A 23972-nucleotide genomic window follows, 5' to 3' on the forward strand; every position below is an offset into this window, starting at 1 on the left:
CCCAACCGCCGGCACCCCACCCATCCGGCAAAGCCGAAACCCCCAAGCCCCGACGAGGGCTTGGGGGTTTCGCGTTTCCGGCCGGCGTCAGCCAGCTGTCAGATGTCGTAGTTCGGGCCCTTGGGGCCCTGGTTCTTCCGGTCGTCGTACCAGATGCGGGCCTTGTCGAAGCCGTCCTCGGCGATGCTGCCGCCCTCTTCGCGCGGGATCACGGCCCACAGGATGAGGTACACGAGCAGGCCGCTGCCGGCGAAGATCGAGATCAGGATGAAGGCGATGCGCACGAGGGTGACGTCGACGTTGATGGCCCGGGCGATGCCTGCGGCGACGCCACCGATCATGCCGTTGCGGGAGCGGGTGAGTTTCATGGGAGTTCCTTCCGGTTGTGGTTGCGGCCACGCGAAGCGAGGAGTCCGATCGTGCCGGCGGCGGCCAGGGTCACGGCAAGAATCGGTTGGATCAGGGGCGAGGAGATGTTCTCGGCCAGGAGGAGCACCACGGCGAAGCCGACGGCGGCGAGCCCGATCGTCAGGGCTGCGATGTCGAAGCTGGGGCGGGTCATGATGCCTCCTGGATGACGACGTCGGAGAGTTTGGCCGACACCTCGATGTTCAGGTTCGGCGTGGTGTTGCCGTCCGTCGCGGTGGTGTCGGGGCCCATGCGGATGTCGGAGAGCCAGCCGGTGGTGGTCATCGACTTCGTCGGGCCGGGGAGGATGAGCTTCACGTCCGAGGCGATCACCTCGACGTGGAGCGTCTTGGCGCCCGCCAGCTCGAGGTCGGTCAGGTTGACCGTCCCGTCCGTGCCGACGATGCGCACCACGTGGGTGTCCTCGGTGAACTCGGGGAAGGCCGCGGTCTGCGTGGCCAGCCACCCCGTCGCCACGACGGAGGCTGCGAGTGCTGCCAGCACCAGCCGGGGGATCCGACGGTGGCGCAAGGCAAGCGCCAGGACCACCGTGGCCAGGCCGCCGACGGCGGTGGTCGCCGTGAGGGTCACCACCATGTCGAGGCCCAGCAGGCCGGCGGAGACGAACGAGGTGGCCATCATCGCGGCGAGGATGCCGAGGCCGGCCCACCAGTTGGGCTTGGGCTGCGGCGTGGCCGGCCGCGGTGGCGTCGGGGGCTCGTCCTCCGAGTACAGGTCGACGGTGGGCAGGTGCGGCACTGGGACGGCCGCGCGGCGGGTGCCCACCGCGTCGCCGATGTGGCGGCGCCACGTCTCGACCAGCGTGTGGTCGTCCACCGGTGACATGGTGGACGGCGCGGCGGCGGGGGAGAACGGCGAGGGGTAGTGGACCTGCGTCGGGGCGGCGGCGCGGCGCGCTCGTCGGCGCACCAGGGCCAGGGCGATCAGCACCAGCACACCTGCGCCCCAGGGGAGGGGGAGGGCCGCGTCGAGCGTGGCCACGAGGATGATGGTGGAGATCACCACGGCCAGCTTCTGCATCAGCGGCGACCAGTCGCGGAAGCCGGGGAGGACCTGGTCGATCGGGCGGGTGCCCTGCGGGCCGCGGGTCAGGATGGTGCCCCAGCCGTACAGCGCCAGGCCGAGGCCGGCGCAGAAGGCGAGGACGATGAACACGACGCGCACGATCACCACGTCGACGCCGAGGCGTTCGGCGATGGCGCGGCTCAGGCCGGTGGAGACGCCGGAGGCTTCGCGGCGCTGCAGCGCACGCAGGCTCGGGTCGAACCAGCCGAGGTCGAGTTCTGTGGTCATGTACCCAGTCTGCTCGATCAGCCGTCCGCGGGGCATCGGGTGACCCCCTGAAGGACCCCGGAAAAGGGCTTCCGGCGCTGGCCTGAGGGGGAGCTCCATGACAATCTGGGGTCATGACACAGCTCCCGGTGGTGCCCAGCGCGCCCACGCGCGCCCCCCTGCAGCGCCGCATGGAGTCCGGTGTGATCGCAGGCGTGGCCTCCGGTCTGGCGACGCATCTGGGGCTCAACGTGCGGATGGTGCGCGCTGCGTTCGTCATCGCCTCCCTGGCCTCCGGCCTGGGGCTGCTCGCCTACGGCGCGATGTGGGTGCTGCTGCCCAGTGGCCGCCTCGAGGAGGCCGCCGGCCTCCAGGCAGCCAGCCGTCGTGGCATGCGGCCAGCCCTGCTGCCCGAGGCGCGCCCCGACAACGGGGTGCTCGTCGCGGGCGGGTTCGTGGTCGTCGGGCTGTTGTGGTTGTTCGTGTCGGGTGGCGTGGTGCCCACCACGCTGTTCTGGCCGATGGTGATCGGCGGCGTGGGCATCATCGTGATCTGGCTCCAGGTCGACGAGCGCGTGGTCGCGCCCAAGCGCACCGACCAGCCGCTGTGGACGCGGATCACGCGCGGCGGCGGCACGATGAGCATCGTGCGGCTCGTGGGCGGGCTGGTGCTCGTGGGCGCGGGCATCTCGTGGACGCTGGCGACGCAGATTGGCCTGGCGCAGCTGCCGGGCGTGCTCGGTGCCTCCGCGCTGCTGCTGGCGGGCCTGTTCATCGTCGCCGCGCCGTGGTTGTACCAGCACCGCAACCGGGTGCGCCTGGCGGACGCCGAGCGGCACCGGGCCGAGGCCCGCGCGGACATGGCCGCGCACCTGCACGATTCGGTCCTCCAGACCCTTGCCCTCATCCAGCGACAGGCCGACGACTCGGCCACCGTCGCCCAGCTGGCCCGCCGGCAGGAACGGGAGCTGCGCACCTGGCTCTACGGTGAGACCACGAGGGCGGCCTCGCTGCGTTCCGCGCTGCAGGAGATGGCCACGGACGTCGAGGGCCGGTTCCCCGTGGACGTGGAGCTGGTCTGCGTGGGAGACGCCACCGTCGACGACAAGGTGCAGGCGCTCATCCTCGCAACGGGGGAGGCCGTGACGAACGCGGCCAAGCACTCCGGCGCCGCGCGCATCGACGTGTACGCCGAGGTGGAGGACGGTCACATCGAGGTGTTCATTCGGGATCGTGGCAAGGGCTTCGATCCGCAGCAATTGCCCGACGGGCGCATGGGCGTGAGAGAATCGATCCGGGCTCGCATGGAACGTTACGGGGGGAACGCGACGATCCGCTCGGAGCCCGGCGACGGTACCGAAGTGAAACTGGAGATGAGCGGATGAGCGAGGATCAGGCACTGGATGTGACGGATCTGCGGGTTGTCATCGTCGATGACCACGCGATGTTCCGGGCGGGGGTCAATCACGAGATCGGCCAGCACGTGAAGATCGTGGGTGAGGGCGAGGACGTCGAGACTGCGGTGAAGGCCATCCTGGAGACTGAACCCGACGTCGTGCTCCTCGACGTGCACCTCCCCGGAGGCGGTGGCGCCGAGGTGATCAAGCAGGTGCTGCCCACCAAGCCCGACGTGAAGTTCCTGGCGCTGTCGGTCTCCGACGCGGCCCAGGACGTGATCGGCGTGATCCGGGCGGGGGCTCGGGGCTACGTGACGAAGTCGATCAGCTCGCAGGAACTCATCGAGGGCATGGCGCGGGTCGCCGCTGGCGATGCGGTGTTCTCGCCGCGCCTCGCCGGTTTCGTGCTGGACGCGTTCAGCGGCGCCATCGACATCGCCCAGGTGGACGAGGAGCTCGACAAGCTCAGCGCCCGCGAACGCGAGGTGATGAAGCTGATCGCCCGCGGCTACTCCTACAAGGAGGTTGCGAAGGAGCTGTTCATCTCGATCAAGACCGTGGAGACCCATGTGTCGTCGGTGCTGCGGAAGCTGCAGCTGTCGAACCGACACCAGCTCACGAAGTGGGCCACCGACCGCCACCTCGTCTGACGTTCCCTGAGCCTGTCGCCTGCTCGGTCCCTGAGCCAGGCGCCCCGCGCCTGGTCGAAGGGCCGGTGGGTGGAACGGAATGCGAGGGTCAGGTGATCTTCGCCAGCACCCTGCTGCGTGTGCCCGTGTACAGCAGTTCGTAGTCGCCCAGGCGCACGCTGTCGCCGTCGTTCAGCTTGGCCTTGATCGGTTTCTCACCTGGGAGTGCCGCCTTCACTAGGACCTGCTCCGCCTTGCCGGAGATGCCCGACACCGTCCCACTTGGGCCTCCTGTGCCGGGCGGCGGTGCGAGGGGCACTGAGCGGCCTGTCAGCAGCAGCTCCTGCACCAGTTGGCCGTCACGCAGGATGGTCAACGAACCCTCCAGCCGGGTCCGGCTGCGGAAGAGCAGGAAGGCGAGCGCCAGCACCGCGACGGCTGCCAGCACCAGCCAGGGGAGCAGGCCGAATCCTCGGGGTTCGGGGTCCTCGACCGCCGTGTCCTCGACCGGCTGGGGTGACGGGGATGGCTGGCTTTCGACGGACGGCGTTGGCGACGGGGCAGGCTCTGCGGCCAGTGTCAGAGGGGCGGACTCGAGCTTGAGCTCCACCGGCGTCCGGAGGTCGATTGTCAGGACATCTGCCCAAGCCGTGCCGATGGTGGCGGCCAGCCGGAGCTCGGAACCGGCGCCGCTCCAGTCGCCGACGGTCAGGGTGACGGGGAGATCGATTGTTTCACCGGGGGCCAAAACGACTTCGGGCGGTAAACCCTCGGCGACTACGGGCGCCGTCCCAGCGCGCTCGATGGTCAGGTTCGTGAGGTGGGTCGGCAGCTTGGCGTAGGCGGAGGTCAACCTCAGGGTGGCCTCGTGGGTGCCCGGCCCCAGGGGCTCAGCAGCGTCGAATTGGGCTGACAAGGAGCCGGCGGCGAGGTCTGCGTCGACCTGTTGCTTTGCCTGGAAGGCGAGCAGCTCGGTGCGCAGGTCGCTCAGCACCTCGGCGAACTGCCCGACCGGAATCTCCTGGGTTTGCGGGAACACGCCGGTCATGAGGGCTGCGTCCGTCTCGGTGTTGAGTTCGAGCGCGTAGGTGGCCAGTTCGGCGGTGTCCAACGCGGCCGCGCGTTGCTTGAGGTCCGCCCAGCCGGCCGACGTGGGCTCAGCGAACGGGGAGTCGGGCTTTGCGTCCAGGTCGCCGTCGGTAACCAGCACCAAGGCGCCGACGGCGTGCGCATCTGGCCGTTCGAGTTGTGTCAGCCCGAGTTCCAGTCCGGCGCCGATGTCTGTTTGGTCCCCCGACGGCTCCGCCGGCAGGGTGTCCAGAATCGCCTGTGGATCTGCACCCCTGTCACCCTGGTACGCGACCCGCGCACCATCGTCGAATGTGATCAGTGCAACATGGTCAGTTGGCTGCAGTTCCTCCAGCGTGGACTCCAAGGCGGTCACCACTGTCGTGTAACGATTTTCCGCCTTCATCGACAATGACGTGTCGACGACGATCACATAATCGGACTCCTGCGGCGCGATCTGCAGCGCCGCGAGGACCTCGTCCATCGTGGCAGGTGGAGGCGCCGCTGCCGCCCCATCCACCGTACGGCATCATGGTCGCCGCCATCGCCGCCGTCATCATCATCATCGTCTTCGCTTTGGGCGACCAGATCAACACCATGTTTGAGGGCGTGTCGACGGCCATCGAGAACGGCGGCGAGGCGCCGGCTCAGTAGGTCCAAGCGAGATGGGTCGGGGCGGGGACGCCCCGACCCCTTGCCATCCGATTCAAGCGTGCGGGAGGGGGAGCATGAGGCACGCGCATGACGATCGTGGCGCGGCGGCCGTTGAGTTCGCCATCGTCTCCATGCTGCTGGTCACCCTGCTGCTCGGCATCATGGAGTTCGGATATGCCTTCTTCGTTCAGGGCAACATTGCCGGTGCGGCTCGCGAGTCCGCCCGGGTCTACGCCATCGGCCGCGACTCAGCAAAAGCGAAGCAGGCGGCGGTGGACGCTGGCGCTCCCATCGGGATCACCGAGGCGATGGTAGGTATTCCGAGCGGTTCGTGCCCCGCAACGCCGCCCAGCGGCAGCATTCCTGCCGTCACCGTCACCATCACCTACCCGTACAAGGGTATTACTGGCTTCTTTTTCGATTCGCTTTCACTTGAAGGTCGGGGGACGATGCGATGCAACGGTTGAATGTGAAGGATGAGCACGGCGCCACAGCTGTCGTCGTGGGACTCATGCTGGTAGTCCTCCTGGGATTCGGCTCGCTCGCAGTCGATGCCGGTGCGCTCTGGTGGGACAAGAAGCAACTGCAAAATGGCGCTGACGCGGCCGCGTTGGCAATCGCCCAAGCCTGCGTGCGCGACGCCGCGAGCGCCGAATGCACGGTGGGGGAAAATGCGACTGCGGCAGAATTTGCCCAGCTGAACAAGGACTCGGAGACCCGGGGTTCAGTCACGTCGTTGTCAACCTCGGCCGCCGACCGACACGTCACTGTGCGCACCGCCGCGACCCGCGAACCCATCTTGGCTTTCGTGACCGGGACAGAGGTGACGGCAGAGGCGACTGCAACCTGGAGCGGCGCTCCATCGCAGATGAGCACGATCCCGTTTGCGGTGAGTTACTGCCAGTTCAAGTGGCAGAACGGTGGAACCAGCGGGATGCCCGTTCCTGGGACACCCGTGGCGATCTACGCCAAGAGCAAGAAGAACGATTTCCCTGACTACTCCGGTGGGGAACTGCCCTGCGCTGACAATCCTGCCCACAATGAGTCTGGTGGTGGCTTCGGCTTCTTGGTCACGAAAACCGGCTGCGAAACAGAGTTCACCAACAACGAATGGGTGAGCAGCAGCCCCGGCAACACCTTTGATAGCAAGTGCAGCAGGGAGCAGATCCTGCAGCACTTCGGGGCAGTTGAAGGAACGATCGTCAAGATCCCCATGTTCGACAATGTGCGGTTTCCCAGTGGCGCCAACGCGGATTACCAGATCAGCGGTTTTGCGGCCATCCGGGTGTCGGGATATTGCTTCCACACGGTCGGGCTGCAACTCAATGTGAACAAGTGCACTGGTGACACCCAACGCATCGTGGGCACCTTCGTCGGATTCGGAACGCTCGACGACTATGCCAAGAGCGACGGAACGGCTACCGACTACGGGGTCACCAGCGTCAAGTTGACGCTCAACTGAGACAGGAACCATGAATAGTCGAGCCCTTTTCGGTGCCCTTGCCGCTCTCTTGGCGCTGATGGGAGGCGCGCTGCTTTTCGTCTACGTCAGTGGCGCTGACCAGCGTGCATTGGCGTCTTTGGACCCGACACCAGTGCTGGTGGTGACGCAGGAGATTCCGGCGGGAATGGGCGCTGCAGAGGTCGCCAACTTCGTCGAGGTCCGCAGCCTTCCCATTCATGCAGTGGTCCCAGGGGCGCTGAAGAGCGTTGACGAGTTGCCAACCGATCAAGTCGCGGTGACGTCGTTGAAGGTGGGTGAACAGGTGCTCGTGGAGCGGTTCGTGAGTCCTGACGACAATGAGGTTGCCGCTGCAGTTCCCGTTCCCGAGGGGCTTCAATTGATGTCGATCCTACTCCCTCCGGAACGCGTGGTAGGAGCTCAGATCATCGCTGGTGACAAGGTCGGCATCTACGTCACCATGACCGCAGAGGTCGGCGCGACCGAGGGGACGACTGCAACGCCTGACCCGGCAGCTGAGGGGGAGCCGGAGCAGACGCAGACCGATTTGCTTTCTGCGGACGTGCTCGTGGCACGGATCCAAGGCACCGTGGCGCCCCCGGCTGGCGACGGTACTGCCGAAGAGGGGCAACTGCCGGGCTCCGAACTGATGGTCACAGTGGCCGTGGACTCCCAACTTGCCGCCAAGATCATCTACAGCAAGGAGAATGGCTCACTCTGGCTTTCCAGGCAGACACCCACCACCGACATGAGTGGCGTAGAGCCTGTCACCTCGGGAACGGTCTTCAAGTGATCCAGCTACTGCTCAGTACCGCGGATGACACTCTGGAACGGCGCGTCCACCTCGCCATCGGCGATGGCTTCACGCGTGTGCCACCGCCTCATGTGGAATCTGGGCAAGATCCGGCCACGGCCCTCTTCGGACGCGCCCACATCCCAGACGTGTTGATCCTGGATGCCAGTGGGCTTGAGGATGTCGTCCTTCGAGTGGCCGAGGATCTCGCCCCACTCGCTGACGTGCTGCTGGTGCATCGCGAGCCCGCGCATATCGCCATGGCCGCGGTGCGTGCGGGGGTCCGCGACATCATCTCTGCTGACGCCGAGCCCCAAGAACTGAGGGCTGCTCTGGACCGAGCCGCCGACCGGGTGTTTGCGGCGCGGGCAGGGGCCGGACTCGTGCCGCCTCCGGCCCCGCACGAGCCCGCCGCGGTGGGCAGAGTGGTGACCGTGACCTCGCCCAAGGGTGGGGTGGGCAAGACCACGATTGCCACCAATGTGGCCGTGGGCCTGGCGCAACGCTTCCCGCAGCGGGTGGTTCTCATCGATGCCGACGTCCACTTCGGGGACGTCGCCAGCGCGCTCAATCTCGAAGCAAAGCATTCGCTCCCTGACATCGCGCGCGGGCCGGCGGCACGGGACAGCATTGCTGTGAAGAGCTACTTCACCCAGCACGTCTCCGGCCTGTTCGTGGTGCCTGGGTCTGATTCACCGGCAGATGCGGATGCGGTCACCCCGGACGATCTGGCGCAACTCATCGCAATGCTCCGTGAGCAGTTCGCCTTCGTCATCGTGGACACTGCACCGGGCCTCACCGAGCACACACTGGCCAGTTTGGACAACACTGACCACCTCGTCCTCGTCACGAGCCTCGACGTCCCCGGTGTGCGCGGGCTCAGGAAGGAGATTGACCCGCTCGACAACCTCAGCATGGTGGTGGGCCGGCGCACGATCGTCGTGAACTTCAACGAGCGCTCACGGGGCATGACAGTCGCCGACGTGGAGGCCACGATCAGGGCCGGAGTCGACTTCGTCTTGCCTCAGTCCAATGCGGTTCCCCTGTCAACCAATCAGGGCATTCCTCTCCTCCAGGGGGCCCGCAGGGATCCAGTCAGCCGGGAACTGCGCGTACTGGTGGACGCTGTGGCTCCGTCCGCCTCCGAGCCCGTCACTGGCCGGCTCAGCAGGAGGAAGCGATGAGCCTCTGGAAGCGGCTGGAAGAGGCGCAATCCGAAGCCGGCACGTCCGCCGTCGTCCCGTCTTGGCCGGCGCCGGACCCGCAGCAGCAGAGTCCCTGGGGGCGACCAGCGGCACCGCCGCAACCCGCGCGATCCGCAGAGTCACCGGCTGTCGAGCCGCCCAGTGCACCGACCGATGTGCAGCCACAGGCCATGCGAGCCACGGCCAGGCTGGCGGAACGGGCCCCGTCGAGCGCCAGTGTCCCTCCGGCGCGTAGCGACGCGCTCAGCTCACTGAAATCGTCCGCTGTGGACACTCTTTTCACACGGTTGGGATCCAGATTCAACGATCCCAACCTCGAGGAGGCGACGCTCCGGCGCATGGTCGTCGACGAACTCAACGCGGTTGTCGACGGCGCGAACGTTCCGCTGACCACTGCGGAGCGTCAGCGTTTCATGAAAGAAGTGGAGGCAGACGTCCTGGGGCTCGGTCCCTTGGAGCCGCTGTTGGCCGACTCCACCATCACCGAGGTCATGGTCAACGGGCCGGACTCGGTCTACGTGGAGCGCAAGGGCAAGCTCACGAAAACCGAGGTCTTCTTCGACGGCGAACCCCATTTGCGCCGGATCATCGAGCGGATCGTCACCCGGGTGGGGAGGCGCATCGACGAGTCATCGCCGCTTGTTGACGCCCGCCTCGAAGACGGCTCGCGAGTCAACGCCATCATCCCTCCGCTGGCGGTGAGCGGTTCCACCCTCACGATCCGAAAGTTCTCGCGGGATGCGCTATCGGTCGCCGATCTGGAGCGCTTCGGGACGATGACGCCCGAAATGGCGGAGTTGCTGCGAGCCTGTGTGGAGGCGCGCCTCAACATCTTGGTCTCCGGCGGTACGGGCACAGGCAAGACCACCCTGCTGAACGTGTTGAGTTCCTTCATCCCTTCGCAGGAGCGGATCATCTCGATCGAGGATTCCGTCGAATTGCAGTTGCAGCAGGACCACGTGATCCAGCTGGAGTCACGGCCGCCCAATATCGAGGGTAGAGGCGAGATCACCATCCGAGATCTGGTTCGCAACTCGCTGCGCATGCGCCCCGACCGCATCGTCGTGGGTGAGGTGCGTGGCGCGGAGGCGCTCGACATGTTGCAGGCGATGAACACGGGCCACGATGGGTCTCTGTCCACGGTGCACTCGAACTCCCCTCGTGACTGCCTCGCCAGACTCGAAACCCTCGTGATGATGTCCGGCTTCGACCTGCCGCTGCGCGCCATCCGCGAACAGGTCGCCTCGGCGGTCAACCTGATCGTGCAGCTCAGTCGGCTGCGCGACGGTACGCGCCGCATCACAGCCGTGACCGAGGTGAGCGGAATGGAGGGCCAGATCATCACGCTCCAGGACGTCTTCCTCTTCGACTACTCGGCGGGCGTCGACCAGAACGGCCGGTTCCGTGGCCGAACCATGCCTACCGGTGTGCGGCCACAGTTCAGCGACAAGTTCGCCGACATGGGTATCAAGCTGTCGTCGGCAGCGTTTGGCGGGGGCGGGGTTGAATGGGGCATGGGGAAGTTCCGATGAACCCCTACGTGCTCGTTTTCGTGGGCGGCGGATTCCTCACGGTCGCTGTCGTCACGTTCCTTGTGCTGTACTTCACGGCCGACCGCGTGGTGCCCATGTCTCGTCGGCGCCCAGCAGATGCCGTGCAGAGCGGGCTGATGCCGAACGCCGCCAAAGCAGCGTCGACGGCGGCAGGTTACGCGCTCGGGGGACGCGCCGGTGCCTTGGGCGAAGCCCTTCTCAGGGCCGGGATTCGCACCCGGCCACAGGATTTCCTCGTGCTGGTGGTCTCTGGGATGGTGGTGGGTTTCGCCGCTGGCCTCATCCTGAGCGGCCCGCTCCTCGCGGTGCTTGCCCTTCTGTTGGTCCCACTTGCAGCGATCCTCGTGGTTCGTCAGAAGGCGGCGAGGAGACGCCGTCAGTTCAGCCTCCAACTGGAGGAGACCCTATCCACCCTGTCGGGAAGCCTGCGCGCAGGCTTCAGCCTTCCGCAGGCCTGTGCAACGGTGGCCGCGGAACTGGACGAACCCACCTCCTCCGAGTTCACCCGGGTGATCAATGAGTCGCGGCTGGGCAGGCCCTTCGTCGAGGCGATGGCCGAGGTTGCACAGAGAACCCAGGACGAGGACTTCGAGTGGGTGGTGCAGGCGATCGCGATCAATCGAGAGGTGGGCGGCAACCTTGCTGACGTTCTCGCCGGAGTGGGCGCCACCATTCGAGAACGGGTTCAATTGAAACGGCAGGTAGAGGCGCTGGCCGCTGAGGGCAAGCTCTCAGGCCTCATCCTGAGCCTTCTACCCATCGCTGTCTTCTTCCTCCTCTGGATCGGTAATCCCGAGTACATCGCCCGATTCGGTGAGTCGATCCTCGGGATCGGAGCCCTGGTCCTGGGAGCGATCCTGCTCATGGTGGGCATCTTCTGGTTGAGTCGACTCGTCAAGATCAAGTTCTAGGAGGCGAGATGCCGTCTGCTGTTTACATCGGCCTCGCCTTGGTGGTCGGTGGTCTCGCGTATCTGTTGAACCTCATGCTCGTGGGCGAGGGACGCGTGCGCCGCACCGTGGTGCACAACTTGCAGCGCGGACTCGCCGATGCCCCGAGCGCGGGCGGTCGAGTTCAGGCAGGGGCGTCCTTTGGGCGGAATCTCCTCGGCAAACGTGCCACGGGTGTCCTCGATCGGTTGCTCATGCAGGCTGGCAGGCCGCAGTCCTGGCCGCTGGACCGAGTGATCGGCGTCAAGATGACCAGCACCGGCGCCGCGATTTCCCTCGCGTTCTTCCTGATCAGGAAGAACCCTAGCCCTGCATCGATCGGGATCGGCTTGGCGTTCATCGTGTTCGTATTCTTCCTGCCTGAACTGCTGCTGTGGAACACGGGAATAAAGCGGCGAGAGACCGTGGCTCTGGAGCTACCGGATGTTCTCGACCAGATGAGCATCGCGGTTGAAGCGGGACTCGGCTTCGATGCGGCCCTTTCGCGCGTTGCCCGTGGGGGCAAGGGAGTATTGGCGCCAGAACTCATCCGCACCCTGCAGGACATCCAGTTGGGACAACAGCGACGTGCGGCATATCAAGGGCTGGCGCAACGGCTGGCGGTCCCCGAGCTGCGGAGGTTCATTCGGTCAGTAATTCAGGCCGACGAGCACGGCATTGCATTGTCGGAGGTGCTTCACACCCAGGCCAAAGAACAGCGGGTTGCGCGGCGTCAGCGAGCCGAGCACAAGGCCATGGAGATCCCGGTGAAGGTCGTCTTTCCCCTCATTCTGTTCCTGATGCCTGCCCTGATGATCGTGATCATGACCCCCGCTGCCATCAGCATCATCGAGGCCTTCTCCGGATGACGTGGCTCTGGACGGCGCTGGTCGCAGCCGCTGGGGCCGGGCTGGCGTCGAGGTTCCTACCCCGAGTGGCGCTGGAGCCGACCACGAGGCTCTGGTGGTCCATGCCCCTCGCTGCGGTTCTCGGCGCAGGAGTAGGGCCCGTGGCCACGAGTCCTATCGTCGCGGCCGCCCTCACGGCGGTGGCGGGCCTGGCGACGGTGTTGGCGGTCGTCGATCTCGCGGAACACAGGCTGCCCGACATCCTCATCATCACGGGGCTCATCGTCTGGGTGGCTGGTCTCCTCATCGAGACCGTCGCGACGGGGGAGTGGGCGCGGTTCGGCGGGGTCATGCTGGCCGGTGCGGTGCTGTTCGTCGGGTTCTTCATCGCGGCGCTGCTGGCCCGCGGGATGCTCGGCTTCGGTGACGTGAAGCTCTCGGCACTGCTCGGGATGGTGCTCGGCTGGTACGGCTGGCTGGCCGTCGGTAGGGGGCTCCTGTTCGGTGTGGTACTGCACGGACTGGCGGCGGTAGTGGTGCTGATCATCACCCGCGACAAGCGGGCCGACGTTCCGATGGGGCCGGCGCTGATCGCGGGCGCCGCGGCGGCCATCGCGATCAGCGCCTGACCCTCACCAGAAGATCGCGATGACTGCGTTGAGCAGCGTCAGCCCGAAGATGCCCCAGAACGGCCCCGACGCCACCGTCTCCTTCTTCCGGTTCATCAGCACCAGGACGAAGATCACGATCAGGACGAGCAGCTTCACGCCGATCTTGATGTTGTTGACGTGACCGTCGCCCATCTCGAGCGACCCCACCAGGAGCAGCCCGGAGACGAGCATGGTCAGGGCACCGTGCCACATGGCCGGATTGACGATTCGGTTGGGCCCCTTCAATTGCACAAAGGCGCCCCCGAAGAGGGCAGCGAAGCCGATCATGTGGAAGAGAAAGAAGATTCCATGCAAGATTTCCATGACTCCAGACCCTACCCTTAAGGGCGAAACCGGAGCGATTTTCACGCTCACGAGGGGAGTTTCAGGGTTGCACACCATTTACAGTGACCCACCCTGCTCAATGCTTGAAGCATGTTGTGGACAATCATCGTCTGGATTATCGTCGGCCTCCTCGGAGGCGCAATTGCCAAGGCCATCATGCCTGGGCGTCAGGGTGGCGGCTGGCTCGCCACCATGATTCTCGGCATCATCGGCTCGTTCGTTGGTGGTCTCATCGGTTCGCTCATCTTCGATGGTGAGCTCAACCTCTCGGGCCCCGACTTCTCGATCGGCGGAGTCATCACCTCCATCATCGGTGCCCTCATCGTTCTCGCCATCTACGGCTGGGCTCAGCGCCGCCGCGCCTGATCCAGCAACAGCCACCAAGTAAGGGGGCGGCCCGGCAGCAGCCGGGTCGCCCCCTTCGTCGTGCTCAGAAGAAGGGGCGCCAGGGCGACAGGAACAACTCGGTCACCTTGGCAACCCAGGAGCGGTGCGCCCAGCGCTGCTCGTTCAGCTCGATGGTGTTGGACTGGTCCGTGCGGAACACGTCCTCCATGTGCTTGGCCACATGCTCGTCGGTCACCTCGAGGTTCACCTCGTAGTTGCCCCACAGGCTCAGGCGGTCCAGGTTGGCCGTGCCGATCGTCGACCACACCCCGTCCATCGTCGCCGTCTTCGCGTGCACCATGGCCCCTTGGTAGAGGTACAGCTTCACGCCGGAGCGCAACAGCGTCGTGTAATAGCCACGCGAGAGCCAGTCGGCCACCACGTGGTTGGAGCGGGCCGGCACGATGATGCGCACGTCCACGCCGCGGTGCACGGCGTCGCGCAATGCCCCAACCAGATCGTCGTCGGGAATCAGGTACGCATGCGTGAGCCAGATGTGCGACGTGGCCCGGTCGATGGCCTCCAGGTACATGTTGCGGATGGGATAGACCTGAATGCGCGGAGTGTTGCGGTGCACCCGGATGGTGGGCAGCCAGTCGCGCTCCGGGTTGTCCTCGATGCGGTCGTGGTGTTTGCCCGCGTGCATGTTCCAGAAATCGATGAACGCGTTGTCCAGCTCCGCGACGCTCGGGCCGACGACGCGGGCGTGCGTGTCACGCCAGCCCGTGGCGTACAACGAGCCGATGTTGTAGCCGCCGATGAAGCCCACCTTGCCGTCGACGCTCAGCAACTTGCGGTGGTCGCGACCCCAGTGCCGCGGCGACCACGGAATGGGGAAAGCCGGGTGCGGCATGGTGATGATGTTCTTCGGGATGGACTTGAAGAACGCCCGCGGCACCACCATGTTGGCGAACTCGTCCCACACGGCGTAGACCGTCACGCCACGGTCTGCGGCGCGGCCCAGTGCGTCGCGGAAGCGGCGGCCGGTGGCGTCGCCCTTCCAGATGTAGGTCTCGAAGTAGATGTGGCTCTCCGCCGCGTCGATGGCCTCGATCATCGCGTCGAACAGGTACTCGCCGTAGGTGTAGACGGTGATCTCGTCTTCCTCGACGGGCAGCGGCTCCGGGCGCGTCACCGGGAACTTGCGCAACTTGCGCTTCTTCTTCCGGAACGACTCCACCAGCGTCAACGCGATCATCGCGAGGATCTGGGCGACCAGCACCGTCGCAGTGAGGCGGTTGAAGACCCGTCGTCCACGAGCCCAGGCGTTCTTCATGGGGCCAGAGTACAGACGGCGGCGTCAGCGCGAGCAGGTAGGCTTGGCAGCCGACATGAGTGACTCCCTCTTCCCAGATCTGTTCGCTGTCTTCCAGCCCGACGAACCGGCCCCGCCGCGCGCGGAGGCCTTGGTGACCCCACGTCAGGCCAAGGCGAAGAAGATCACGGAGGAGGAACTGCTCGAGGGCCTCAACGCGCCGCAGCGGCAGGCAGTGGTGCACGCCGGCGGCCCCGTCCTCGTGGTGGCCGGCGCGGGCTCGGGCAAGACCCGGGTGCTGACCCGGCGCATCGCCCACCTGGTCAGCCAGCGCGACGTGCACCCCGGCTCCATCCTGGCCATCACCTTCACCAACAAGGCCGCCTCCGAGATGCGCCAGCGCGTCATCGAGCTGGTGGGCAACCGCGCCAAGCTCATGTGGGTCTCCACCTTCCACTCGGCATGCGTGCGCATCCTGCGCGCCGACATCGACAGGTTCGGCCTGGCCAAGTCCTTCTCCATCTACGACGACGCCGACGCCAAGCGCCTGATGTCACTGGTGGTGCGCGACATGGAGCTCGACCCCAAGCGCTACCCGGTGCGCGCCGTGATGAACGCCGTCAGCAACTACAAGAACGAACTCGTCGACCACGAGCGCGCCGTCTCGGAGGCCGAGAACCCGCGCCAGGAGACGATGGCCCGCGCCTACGCCGACTACCAGGGCCGCCTCGTCGCAGCGAACGCCCTGGACTTCGACGACCTCATCATGACCACCGTCCACCTCCTGCAGGCGTTCCCCGACATCCGGGAGAAGTATCGGCGGCGGTTCCGGCACGTGCTGGTCGACGAGTACCAGGACACCAACCACGCCCAGTACGCGCTCATCCGCGAGCTGTGTGCCGGCGACGTCACCGGCGTCGTCGAAGGATCCCCCATGGTGGAGCCGGCTGAGCTGATGGTGGTGGGCGACTCCGACCAGTCGATCTACGCCTTCCGCGGCGCCACCATCCGCAACATCCTCGACTTCGAGTCAGACTTCCCGGGCGCCAGCACCATCGTGCTCGACCAGAACTACCGATCCACCCAGAACGTGCTCACCGCCGCCAACGCGGTCATCTCGCGCAACCAGGGCCGTCGCGAGAAGCACCTGTGGTCAGACCTCGGTGAGGGCGACCTCATCGTCGGCTGGGTCGCCGACACCGAACACGACGAGGCACAGTTCGTCGCCGACGAGATCGACAGGCTCTCGGACAAGGGCGAGAGCCAGTACGGCGACACCGCAGTGTTCTACCGCACCAACGCGCAGTCGCGAGCCTTCGAGGAAGTGTTCATCCGCGTCGGCATGCCGTACAAGGTCGTCGGCGGCGTGCGGTTCTACGAGCGCCGCGAGATCCGCGACGCGATCGCCTACCTGCGGGCCATCGTCAACCCCGCAGACGACGTGTCGGTGCGGCGCATCCTGAACGTGCCCAAGCGCGGCATCGGGGACCGTGCCGAGGCGGCCATCTCGACGCTGGCCACAGCTGAGCGGATCAGCTTCTTCGACGCGCTCCAGCGGGCCGACGAAGCCCCGGGCCTCGCCAGCCGCTCGGTGAAGCTCATCCAGGGCTTCGTCGACGTGATGAACATCCACCGCGCCATGGTGGCCGCAGGCAAGCCGGCCGACGAGGTGCTCACCTCCATCCTCAAGGAGTCGCAGTACCTGCCGGAGCTGCAGGCCTCGACGGACCCGCAGGACGAGACCCGCATCGAGAACCTGGTGGAGCTCGTGTCGGTGGCCGCGGAGTTCGTGGCTGCCGCCAACACCGTCGACCTCGACGACGAGGACGCCACCGAATCCGGCCTGGCCGCAGGCATGCCCGAACCCGACGACTCGCTCGCCGCCTTCCTGGAACGCATCGCGCTGGTCGCGGATTCCGACCAGGTGCCAGACCACGAGGAGGGCAAGGGCGTCGTCACGCTCATGACCCTGCACACCGCCAAGGGGCTCGAGTTCGACACCGTCTTCCTCACCGGCATGGAGGAGGGCATGTTCCCCCACATGCGGGCACTGACCGATCCCGACGAACTCGAAGAGGAACGACGACTCGCCTACGTGGGCATCACCCGTGCGCGCAAGCGTCTCTACGTGAGCCGATCGGCCGTGCGGGTGACGTTCGGCCAACCTGCATACAACCCGGCCTCCCGGTTCCTCGAGGAGATGCCGGCCCACGTGCTGGACTGGCGGCGCACCGCTGCCGCCACGACGCAGTGGGCGAGCAACGCCGCCACGCGCAACAGGCAGACCTCGGCCTCGATCCAGAGCTTCGGCTCCGGCAACGGCCCGATCAAGACGGTGCCCAGCGTCGCCGTCGGCGACAGGGTGCTGCACGCCACGTTCGGCATGGGCACCGTGACGGCCGTGCAAGGTGTTGGCGACAACGTTCGGGCGGAGGTCGACTTCGGGTCGGCGGGCATGAAGCGCCTCAGCGTCAAGCACGCACCCATGGAGAAGCTGTAGGTCCGACGGCGCGACGCGTTGATCGAGATCGCGAGGGGGCTTGGGGCCCTTCGACCGGGCGCTGGGCGCCCGGCTCAGGGAACGGGCTTGGGCCCTTCGACTCGCGGGCCCTTCGACCGGGCGCTGGGCGCCCGGCTCAGGGAACGGTCAGGCGTTGACGCCGAGCGAGCGCAGGAACACCATCGGGTTGGAGGCGCTGTACACGTCACCGGGAGTGGTGCCCGGCTTGTAGTACTCGAAGTGCAGGTGTGAGCCGAACGAGCGGCCGGTGTTGCCGACGTAGCCGATGAGCTGGCCGGGCTTGACCGTCTGGCCCGTGCGGACCACCTTGCGGCTCATGTGGGCGTAGAGGGTGGCGCCACCGTTGTTGTGCTGGATCACCACGTTGGTGCCCGCCCAGCCGCCGGCGGTGGGGCTGAGCACGACGCCGGAGGCGGCCGCGTAGATGGGGGTGCCGGTGGGGGCGGGGAAGTCCTGGCCGGTGTGGTAGCGCGACCAGGTGCCGCGCTTGCCGAAGCCCGCACCCACGCGGTAGTTCGACTTGACCGGCATCGAGCCGCCCTTGTTGGTCAGGTTGGCGATGTCCTCGGCGCTCATCGAGTCGACGTCACCGACGTCGACACCGCGGGCCTTGGCGTCACGGGCGGCGGCGCGGGCCTTCTCGAGGAGCTTGGCGGCCTCGTCGGCCTCCTCCTTGAGCTTCTCGGCCTGCGCGGCGACCAGCGCCATGTCTGCGTCCATCAGCTTGTCGCGCTCCGCCATCGACTGGTCGGCCTGGGCCTGGACGGCGGATTCGTTGGCGGCGCCCAGCTGCTGCTGGCGTTCCTGCGCGGCCTTGTCGGCGACGACGTCGCTCAGCCCGCTGCGGACGGCGTTGCGGCTGACGTCGTCGCTGCGGTCCTCGAAGCTCTCGGCCGCAGCCGACATGGCCGCGGCGGGGATGGCGGCGGAGGCGTCGATGGTGTCTGTGACGTCGTTGCCGCGGGCGGTGAACGCGAAGGCGAAGAGGGCGGAGGCCCCGACGGTGCCGGCCACGCCCATGGCGATCATCCGGCGGGAGAAACCGAGCGCGCGGGAGGCGCGGCGTGCGGGGGAGGTGGTGGGGGTGACGACCTCTACTTCGAGGATCTCGTCGTGTGCAGGGTCAGCGGCGCGACGGGCGTTGCGCGAAGGGGTGTCGTTCACCTGGCTCCTGACCTTGAGACTGCTTTCCCTGTGGTGTCCGACTGGAACCTTAACAGTTCTCAGGAACCTCTCAAAATCAAATTCGCAATATGATCTCGGGTTCTTTTTCCGCCTGCAACTTCGTGCAACCGGGGTGGTGCCGTTCGCCCTCGGCGATCAGTGGAAGGCCTACCGTGTAGCCCCTTGTCCCGATACGCTGACGAAGGCTTGACCATCCCAATCGAACAGGAATCACCGTGGATCTCCTCGAATACCAAGCGCGCGAGCTCTTTGAGCGTTTCGACGTACCGGTCCTCCCCGGGCGCACCGCCACCACACCTGAGGAAGCGCGCGATGCCTACAGATCGCTCGACTCCGGCACCGTCGTGGTCAAGGCGCAGGTGCGCACCGGCGGCCGCGGCAAGGCGGGTGGCGTGAAGCTCGCCCACAGCGAGCAGGAGGCCGTGGACACCGCCGCCCAGATCCTCGACCTCGAGATCAAGGACCACCCCGTCAACATCGTGATGCTCAGCCCGGGCGCCGACATCGCAGAGGAGTACTACTTCTCGATCCTCCTCGATCGCGCCTCCCGCGGCTACCTCGCCATGTGCAGCGTCGAGGGCGGCGTCGACATCGAGACACTCGCCGAGGAGCGTCCCGAGGCGCTCGCCAAGGTCGAGCTGCACCCCGTCGACGGCATCACCGCCGAGGTCGCGCAGCGCATCGTCACGGAGGCCGGCTTCCCCGAGGACGTCCACGCCTCCGTCGGCGAGGTCCTGCAGAAGCTGTGGACCGTGTTCAAGGAGTCCGACGCCACGCTGGTGGAGGTCAACCCGCTGGTCAAGACCGGCGACGGGACCATCCTCGCGCTCGACGGCAAGGTCACCCTCGACGCCAACGCCGACTTCCGCCACGAGGAGTGGCAGCAGTACCACGAGACGACGGCAGACGTGGACCTGGAGCGCCAGGCCCGCGAGCTCGACCTGAACTACGTCAAGCTCGACGGCTCGGTCGGCGTGATCGGCAACGGCGCCGGCCTCGTGATGAGCACCCTCGACGTGGTGGCCGCTGCCGGCGCCGAGCTGCCGGGCTCCCCGAAGCCGGCCAACTTCCTCGACATCGGTGGTGGCGCATCGGCCCAGGTGATGGCCAACGGCCTGCGCATCATCATGAGCGACCCGCAGGTCAAGTCGGTCTTCGTCAACGTCTTCGGCGGCATCACCGCCTGCAACGACGTGGCCAACGGCATCGTGCACGCCCTGGAGATGCTCGGCGACGAGGCGCGCCTGCCCATCATCGTGCGGCTCGACGGCAACTCCGTCGACGTCGGCAAGGCCATCCTCGAGGAGGCCAACCATCCCCTCATCACCGTCAAGAACACGATGGACGAGGCGGCCCGCACCGCGGCCAAGCTCGCCTCGGAAGGAAACTGACCCATGGCGATCTACATCAACGCATCATCGCGCGTCCTCGTGCAGGGCATGACCGGCCGCGAGGGCCGCAAGCACACCCAGCGCATGGTCATGTCGGGCACCCGCGTGGTGGGCGGCGTCACGCCCGGCAAGGGCGGCGACTCCGTCACGTTCGAGGAGGACCCGGTACCGGTGTTCGGCTCGATGGCCGAGGGCGTGGCCGCCACCCAGGCCGACGTCTCCGTCGTCTTCGTGCCGCCGAAGTACGCCAAGGCCGCCGTGATGGAGGCCGTCGAGGCCCGGATCGGCCTGTGCGTGGTGATCACCGAGGGCATCCCGGTGCGCGACACCGTCGAGTTCCAGGCCGCAGCCGCCGAGGCCGGCACCCGCATCATCGGCCCGAACTGCCCGGGGCTCATCTCGCCCGGCAAGTCCAACGTCGGCATCATCCCGGCGCACATCTCCGGCCCGGGCCGCATCGGCCTGGTGTCGAAGTCCGGCACGCTGACCTACCAGATGATGTACGAGCTGCGCGACCACGGGTTCTCCACGGCCGTCGGCATCGGCGGCGACCCCGTCGTCGGCCTCAAGCACATCGACGTGCTGCAGGCCTTCGAGGAAGACCCGGACACCGACGTGATCGTGATGATCGGCGAGATCGGCGGCGACGCCGAGGAGCGGGCGGCCGACTACATCAAGGCCAACATCACCAAGCCGGTGGTGGGCTACGTCGCCGGGTTCACCGCGCCGCCCGGGCGCACCATGGGCCACGCCGGAGCGATCATCACCGGCTCCAGCGGCACCGCGCGCGCCAAGAAGGAGGCCCTCGAGGCCGCGGGCGTGCAGGTGGGGGAGACCCCGTCGCAGACGGCCCAGCTGGCGCGCGACGCCATCGCCGCGCTCCGCGCCCGGAACCTCTGACCCGACGTCAGCCGAGCTGGCTGGCCCGGACCGACACCCGGGCCGCCAGTTCGGTGAGCTGCTCCTGGGAGAACTGCACCTCGGGCGTGGCGGAGATGATGGTGTAGGCCACCTTGTTGGTGGCCACCGACACGATGAGCTGGTAGGTGACCTTCTCAGTGTCCGAGATGGCCTGCGTGGCGGTGAACACCAGCGACGACAGCGCGTTGCCGTCCGCGTCCTTCGCGGGCACCGCCGTGTGCTCCTGGACCTGCGCGGTCAGCACCCGCTGGCCGCAGGTGCGCAGGTTGGTGCCCAGCTTTGTGACGAACACCGCCGCCTCCTCCGTCGAGGGGAAGGTGAACAGCAACTCGTCGATGCCGAAACGCTCAGGGATGGCCGGGTCCCGGGTCAGCGCGTAGGCCGTGCGCTGCCGCTCGGTGGGGCCGGCCTCGGTGGCCAGCTCGAAGTTCTCGCAGCCCATGCTGGTGCCGTCGACGGGGTGTGGGCCGGTCATGGTCCACCGCCCGGCGCCCGGGTGGATGCGGGGAAGGTCGAGGGGCACCAGCCAGCCCTGCGGGTTCGACGCCGGCACCGTCGTGGCACCGGCGGTCACGTCTGCCGGCGCTGGCGCGTCCTGGGCCTCCGCGAGGGCTGCCTGCGAACGCTCGAGCGACTCCGCCGCGGCGCCCTCGTCGACGGGCTGCGCGTCCCGGGCGATGTCGGCCATCTGGACGGCCGCGCCGTCGCGCGTCACCAGCACGGTGTGGAACTTCGAGACGGTCTCCTCCTGGACGATCGTCACCTGGAAGGACTCCTCGGCCAGCCCGCTGACGGTGGTGGCGCGCACCAGGCGGGCCGGCACCTCGGAGCAGGTACTCAGCGCGGCGACGCGCTCTGCCATCACCGACTGCGCGGCCTCCGCGTTGGCGTACACGTCGATGCGGTGGAGCGCGGCGAGCTTGTCGGCACCGGTGGTGCCCAGGGTGCGCTGGAACGAATGCGTGGGGTTCACCGTCGACTGGGCGGTGCTCAGGCAGATCGCCCGCATCGTGTGGTCCGCCTGGGCCTCGGTGGTGGAGATCACCGACCACTCGGAGGCGGGCGCGATGGGGGCAAGATCGTCCGCCGTGACGAGGTCGGCGACTTCGGCGGGCTGGGCGGACGCCGACGGGCTGCCGGGGCTGGCCGATTCGGAACCGGTGGGGCCGCTGGTGGGTTCGGCCTGCAGGCCGCGCACCACGAAGAAGGCGATGAGCCCCACCACGAGCGCGCCCACCACGCCGCCGATGGCCCAGGTGGCCAGCGTCGACCTGTGCGCGGTCACCCACGACGACGACCCGCCCGGGGCGGCCGGCTCGGCCTCGACGGGGGTGTCGCTGGACATCGCGGATCGACGGGGGGCCGGCCCCGGCTCGTCGGCGTACTCCCCGGCGGAACGCGGGAAGACGGGCGCAGGGATCATCGGCTCGGGCTCTGGTGCGGGCGGGACGAAGCCCACGCCACCGCCGGGCCCCACGCCGCTGCCGGGCCGCGCGAACGGGTTGTCGGGCTGCGCCCTGGCCGGCTCCACGGGGTCGTCGCCGAGCCCCGCGATCGCCGTCGGTCGTTCCGCGGCGGCCGCGCCGCGTCGGGGGCGGGAAGCGGCATCGGCTGCGGTATCGTCCGGAACCAGGGGCTCCTGGAGTTCCGCCTCGGGCTGCCAGGCCCGGCGAGGGCGCGAGTGCTCGTCAGACACAGGGGCTCACCTCCTCCAGAGCGCTGGTTGGCCGAGTTACGTTGGGCCAGACTACCGGGGTGGCGAAAAGCTGCGCGACAACCTCAAGGGAAGGGTGATGGTGGAAGGGTTCCAACACCGCACTGTGGCAGTCGACGTCGACCAAGCGCCGGCTCCCCAACCGCGGCAGTGGCCGTGGCCCTGGTACCTGCCGGCAGTGCTCGGACCCCTCGCGGTGCTGCTGGGCGGGTGGCTCCTGCTCTCCGGCCTGGGCGCCGTCGCCTGGCTCACCTCACCCGACGCCGAACTCACCCCCGCGCTGCGCATCGCGGCCGAGGTGCTGGTGCTCGCGCACGGCGCCCCCGTCGAGATCGCCGGGCAGGCGGTGTCGATCGCGCCGCTGGGCCTGACGCTGTTGCTGCTGTTCCTGGCGCTGCCGCTGGCCTCGCACGCCGCCCGACAGGCCGCCGCCCACGGCGCGCAGGCCGACGACACAGGTGAGCTCTGGGTCGACGGCGAACGGCTCGTCGCGAAGGTCGCCGGCACGTTCACCCTCACCTATGCTGCCGCCGTCGTCATCCTCGCCGCTGCCCTGGGCGCCGGGTCGTGGCGCGCGGTCGTCGGCGGGCTGGTGGTCGGCGGGGTGGCCGGTTTCTGGGGCGCCGCCCGCGGCATCGGCTACGCACCGAGGGAGACCTGGCCCGCGTGGCTGCGATCGGTGCCCAAGGCGATGGGCGCGGCGACGCTGACCGTCCTGGCCGGGGGCGCCGTCGTCTCGGCGCTGGCCGTCGTCGACGGCTGGGACCGCGTGACCGGCATCGCCGATGCCCTCGACGGGGGCACCAGCGGGCTCATCCTGCTCATCGTGCTGCACCTCCTCTACCTGCCCAACGTGGTGCTGGCCGGCGCCTCGTGGCTGCTGGGCGCCGGGCTCACGCTGGGCGACGGCTCGGTGGTCACGATGACCATCACCGACGTCGGCCTGCTGCCGGCCATACCCGTCTTCGGTGCCGTACCGCCCAGCGGCACCGCACCGTCGTCGTACCTGTGGTGGCTGGCAGTGGGTGTCCTCGCCGGCGCGGCGGCCGCGCTGGTGGTCGGCTTCGCCCGCCCGCGCGCCCGGTTCGACGAGACGGCGCTGGTGGGGGGCCTGTCCGGAGTCGCCGCCGGGGTGCTGATCGCCACCTTCTGCAGCATGGCGGCCGGGGCGCTGGGGGATGACCGGCTCAGCCACATCGGTGCCCGGATGCCCGAGCTGCTGGTCTTCGCGCCCACCATCCTGGGGATCTCCGGCGTCGCCGCGGGGCTGGCGCTGGGGTTGCTGCGCCGCCGCGGCCGCGCAGAAATGGTGGACCAGGACACCGTCGACGCGACACCCGGCGAGCCCACGGCGTAGGGTATGC

The 23972-nt window shown here is 67.6% G+C and carries 24 protein-coding genes; 16 read left to right on the forward strand and 8 right to left on the reverse strand.

What is annotated here, in order from left to right:
* Positions 1-98: 98 nt before the first annotated feature.
* Genes ABEA30_RS07160 through ABEA30_RS07170 form a run of 3 tightly spaced genes read right to left on the reverse strand, consistent with a single transcriptional unit; the run spans position 99 to position 1722 of the window.
* On the reverse strand, positions 99-368 hold the full coding sequence (locus ABEA30_RS07160) for a PspC domain-containing protein (RefSeq protein WP_345581124.1): 270 nt from the start codon (positions 366-368) through the stop codon (positions 99-101).
* Positions 365-562: a hypothetical protein gene (locus ABEA30_RS07165; protein WP_345581127.1), complete on the reverse strand. Its 198-nt coding sequence runs from the start codon at positions 560-562 to the stop codon at positions 365-367. Before ABEA30_RS07165 ends, ABEA30_RS07160 begins: the two co-directional genes overlap by 4 nt.
* The gene (locus ABEA30_RS07170) at positions 559-1722 is read right to left on the reverse strand and encodes a PspC domain-containing protein (RefSeq protein ID WP_345581130.1); all 1164 of its coding nucleotides are present in this window, start codon (positions 1720-1722) and stop codon (positions 559-561) included. The genes ABEA30_RS07165 and ABEA30_RS07170 overlap by 4 nt, the downstream gene beginning before the upstream one ends.
* A gap of 113 nt (positions 1723-1835) precedes the next feature.
* Between ABEA30_RS07170 and ABEA30_RS07175 the strand changes: the two genes are divergently transcribed.
* Both ABEA30_RS07175 and ABEA30_RS07180 read left to right on the forward strand, forming a co-directional pair.
* Positions 1836-3086, forward strand: coding sequence for an ATP-binding protein (locus tag ABEA30_RS07175; RefSeq protein ID WP_345581133.1), 1251 nt, complete (start codon positions 1836-1838; stop codon positions 3084-3086).
* Complete coding sequence (locus ABEA30_RS07180) at positions 3083-3748, forward strand: response regulator transcription factor (RefSeq protein ID WP_345581136.1); 666 nt, start codon at positions 3083-3085, stop codon at positions 3746-3748. Before ABEA30_RS07175 ends, ABEA30_RS07180 begins: the two co-directional genes overlap by 4 nt.
* An 88-nt stretch (positions 3749-3836) precedes the next feature.
* On the opposite strand, the gene ABEA30_RS07185 is transcribed toward ABEA30_RS07180, so the two are convergent.
* Complete coding sequence (locus tag ABEA30_RS07185; RefSeq protein WP_345581139.1) at positions 3837-5228, reverse strand: vWA domain-containing protein; 1392 nt, start codon at positions 5226-5228, stop codon at positions 3837-3839.
* Between the two features lie 98 nt (positions 5229-5326).
* On the opposite strand from ABEA30_RS07185, the gene ABEA30_RS07190 reads away from it, so the two are divergent.
* The 9 genes from ABEA30_RS07190 to ABEA30_RS07230 all read left to right on the forward strand — a co-directional run bounded on the left by ABEA30_RS07190 (position 5327) and on the right by ABEA30_RS07230 (position 12868).
* Complete coding sequence (locus ABEA30_RS07190; protein WP_345581142.1) at positions 5327-5449, forward strand: hypothetical protein; 123 nt, start codon at positions 5327-5329, stop codon at positions 5447-5449.
* Positions 5450-5523: 74 nt separating this feature from the next.
* Positions 5524-5916 carry a TadE/TadG family type IV pilus assembly protein gene (locus tag ABEA30_RS07195; RefSeq protein ID WP_345581144.1) on the forward strand — a complete coding sequence of 131 codons (393 nt, stop codon included), beginning with the start codon at positions 5524-5526 and terminating at the stop codon, positions 5914-5916.
* Positions 5904-6911, forward strand: a complete 1008-nt coding sequence (locus ABEA30_RS07200; RefSeq protein WP_345581147.1) for a pilus assembly protein TadG-related protein — start codon at positions 5904-5906, stop codon at positions 6909-6911. The genes ABEA30_RS07195 and ABEA30_RS07200 overlap by 13 nt, the downstream gene beginning before the upstream one ends.
* Before the next feature lie 10 nt (positions 6912-6921).
* Complete coding sequence (cpaB, locus tag ABEA30_RS07205; protein WP_345581150.1) at positions 6922-7704, forward strand: Flp pilus assembly protein CpaB; 783 nt, start codon at positions 6922-6924, stop codon at positions 7702-7704.
* A complete protein-coding gene (locus tag ABEA30_RS07210; protein ID WP_345581153.1) occupies positions 7701-8888 on the forward strand; it encodes an AAA family ATPase in 1188 nt (395 codons plus the stop codon). The genes cpaB and ABEA30_RS07210 overlap by 4 nt, the downstream gene beginning before the upstream one ends.
* 359 nt (positions 8889-9247) lie before the next feature.
* Complete coding sequence (locus ABEA30_RS07215) at positions 9248-10441, forward strand: CpaF family protein (protein WP_345581156.1); 1194 nt, start codon at positions 9248-9250, stop codon at positions 10439-10441.
* The gene (locus ABEA30_RS07220; RefSeq protein ID WP_345581159.1) at positions 10438-11373 is read left to right on the forward strand and encodes a type II secretion system F family protein; all 936 of its coding nucleotides are present in this window, start codon (positions 10438-10440) and stop codon (positions 11371-11373) included. Before ABEA30_RS07215 ends, ABEA30_RS07220 begins: the two co-directional genes overlap by 4 nt.
* An 8-nt stretch (positions 11374-11381) precedes the next feature.
* On the forward strand, positions 11382-12260 hold the full coding sequence (locus ABEA30_RS07225) for a type II secretion system F family protein (RefSeq protein WP_345581162.1): 879 nt from the start codon (positions 11382-11384) through the stop codon (positions 12258-12260).
* 140 nt (positions 12261-12400) lie between these two features.
* On the forward strand, positions 12401-12868 hold the full coding sequence (locus ABEA30_RS07230) for a prepilin peptidase (RefSeq protein ID WP_345581165.1): 468 nt from the start codon (positions 12401-12403) through the stop codon (positions 12866-12868).
* Between the two features lie 3 nt (positions 12869-12871).
* Here ABEA30_RS07230 and ABEA30_RS07235 read toward each other — a convergent pair whose 3' ends face one another.
* Positions 12872-13213, reverse strand: coding sequence for a hypothetical protein (locus tag ABEA30_RS07235; protein ID WP_345581168.1), 342 nt, complete (start codon positions 13211-13213; stop codon positions 12872-12874).
* Between the two features lie 111 nt (positions 13214-13324).
* Here ABEA30_RS07235 and ABEA30_RS07240 point away from each other — a divergent pair, with 111 nt between their 5' ends.
* Entirely contained in the window at positions 13325-13600 is a 276-nt protein-coding gene (locus ABEA30_RS07240; protein ID WP_345581171.1) for a GlsB/YeaQ/YmgE family stress response membrane protein, read from the forward strand.
* Between the two features lie 64 nt (positions 13601-13664).
* On the opposite strand, the gene ABEA30_RS07245 is transcribed toward ABEA30_RS07240, so the two are convergent.
* A complete protein-coding gene (locus ABEA30_RS07245) occupies positions 13665-14897 on the reverse strand; it encodes a phospholipase D-like domain-containing protein (RefSeq protein ID WP_345581174.1) in 1233 nt (410 codons plus the stop codon).
* A gap of 55 nt (positions 14898-14952) precedes the next feature.
* On the opposite strand from ABEA30_RS07245, the gene pcrA reads away from it, so the two are divergent.
* Complete coding sequence (pcrA, locus tag ABEA30_RS07250) at positions 14953-17376, forward strand: DNA helicase PcrA (protein ID WP_345581177.1); 2424 nt, start codon at positions 14953-14955, stop codon at positions 17374-17376.
* Positions 17377-17523: 147 nt separating this feature from the next.
* Here the strand turns inward: pcrA and ABEA30_RS07255 are convergent, their stop codons facing one another.
* Positions 17524-18561 (reverse strand): M23 family metallopeptidase, encoded by a 1038-nt coding sequence (locus ABEA30_RS07255; RefSeq protein ID WP_345581180.1) that lies wholly within the window; start codon positions 18559-18561, stop codon positions 17524-17526.
* Between the two features lie 236 nt (positions 18562-18797).
* On the opposite strand from ABEA30_RS07255, the gene sucC reads away from it, so the two are divergent.
* Together sucC and sucD are read left to right on the forward strand one after the other, a co-directional pair.
* A complete protein-coding gene (gene sucC, locus ABEA30_RS07260) occupies positions 18798-19973 on the forward strand; it encodes an ADP-forming succinate--CoA ligase subunit beta (RefSeq protein ID WP_345581183.1) in 1176 nt (391 codons plus the stop codon).
* A gap of 3 nt (positions 19974-19976) precedes the next feature.
* Positions 19977-20873 (forward strand): succinate--CoA ligase subunit alpha, encoded by an 897-nt coding sequence (sucD, locus tag ABEA30_RS07265; RefSeq protein ID WP_345581186.1) that lies wholly within the window; start codon positions 19977-19979, stop codon positions 20871-20873.
* 7 nt (positions 20874-20880) lie between these two features.
* On the opposite strand, the gene ABEA30_RS07270 is transcribed toward sucD, so the two are convergent.
* Positions 20881-22590, reverse strand: a complete 1710-nt coding sequence (locus ABEA30_RS07270; protein WP_345581189.1) for a hypothetical protein — start codon at positions 22588-22590, stop codon at positions 20881-20883.
* A 196-nt stretch (positions 22591-22786) separates the two neighbouring features.
* Here ABEA30_RS07270 and ABEA30_RS07275 point away from each other — a divergent pair, with 196 nt between their 5' ends.
* Complete coding sequence (locus ABEA30_RS07275) at positions 22787-23965, forward strand: cell division protein PerM (protein ID WP_345581192.1); 1179 nt, start codon at positions 22787-22789, stop codon at positions 23963-23965.
* Positions 23966-23972 lie beyond the last annotated feature (7 nt).

The sequence above is a fragment of the Tessaracoccus lubricantis genome (genome assembly GCF_039544535.1).
Taxonomy (GTDB): Bacteria; Actinomycetota; Actinomycetes; order Propionibacteriales; family Propionibacteriaceae; genus Arachnia; species Arachnia lubricantis.

Excerpts from the sequence above, each read along its gene's own strand:
- ABEA30_RS07190 (WP_345581142.1), top strand. The coding sequence starts at position 5,327 with ATGGTCGCCGCCATCGCCGCCGTCATCATCATCATCGTCTTCGCTTTG.
- ABEA30_RS07225 (WP_345581162.1), top strand. The coding sequence starts at position 11,382 with ATGCCGTCTGCTGTTTACATCGGCCTCGCCTTGGTGGTCGGTGGTCTC.
- ABEA30_RS07165 (WP_345581127.1), bottom strand. The coding sequence starts at position 562 with ATGACCCGCCCCAGCTTCGACATCGCAGCCCTGACGATCGGGCTCGCC.
- ABEA30_RS07195 (WP_345581144.1), top strand. The coding sequence starts at position 5,524 with ATGAGGCACGCGCATGACGATCGTGGCGCGGCGGCCGTTGAGTTCGCC.
- sucD (WP_345581186.1), top strand. The coding sequence starts at position 19,977 with ATGGCGATCTACATCAACGCATCATCGCGCGTCCTCGTGCAGGGCATG.
- cpaB (WP_345581150.1), top strand. The coding sequence starts at position 6,922 with ATGAATAGTCGAGCCCTTTTCGGTGCCCTTGCCGCTCTCTTGGCGCTG.
- ABEA30_RS07240 (WP_345581171.1), top strand. The coding sequence starts at position 13,325 with ATGTTGTGGACAATCATCGTCTGGATTATCGTCGGCCTCCTCGGAGGC.
- ABEA30_RS07180 (WP_345581136.1), top strand. The coding sequence starts at position 3,083 with ATGAGCGAGGATCAGGCACTGGATGTGACGGATCTGCGGGTTGTCATC.
- ABEA30_RS07215 (WP_345581156.1), top strand. The coding sequence starts at position 9,248 with ATGGTCGTCGACGAACTCAACGCGGTTGTCGACGGCGCGAACGTTCCG.
- ABEA30_RS07160 (WP_345581124.1), bottom strand. The coding sequence starts at position 368 with ATGAAACTCACCCGCTCCCGCAACGGCATGATCGGTGGCGTCGCCGCA.
- ABEA30_RS07200 (WP_345581147.1), top strand. The coding sequence starts at position 5,904 with ATGCAACGGTTGAATGTGAAGGATGAGCACGGCGCCACAGCTGTCGTC.
- ABEA30_RS07245 (WP_345581174.1), bottom strand. The coding sequence starts at position 14,897 with ATGAAGAACGCCTGGGCTCGTGGACGACGGGTCTTCAACCGCCTCACT.
- ABEA30_RS07220 (WP_345581159.1), top strand. The coding sequence starts at position 10,438 with ATGAACCCCTACGTGCTCGTTTTCGTGGGCGGCGGATTCCTCACGGTC.
- ABEA30_RS07170 (WP_345581130.1), bottom strand. The coding sequence starts at position 1,722 with ATGACCACAGAACTCGACCTCGGCTGGTTCGACCCGAGCCTGCGTGCG.
- ABEA30_RS07175 (WP_345581133.1), top strand. The coding sequence starts at position 1,836 with ATGACACAGCTCCCGGTGGTGCCCAGCGCGCCCACGCGCGCCCCCCTG.
- ABEA30_RS07235 (WP_345581168.1), bottom strand. The coding sequence starts at position 13,213 with ATGGAAATCTTGCATGGAATCTTCTTTCTCTTCCACATGATCGGCTTC.
- pcrA (WP_345581177.1), top strand. The coding sequence starts at position 14,953 with ATGAGTGACTCCCTCTTCCCAGATCTGTTCGCTGTCTTCCAGCCCGAC.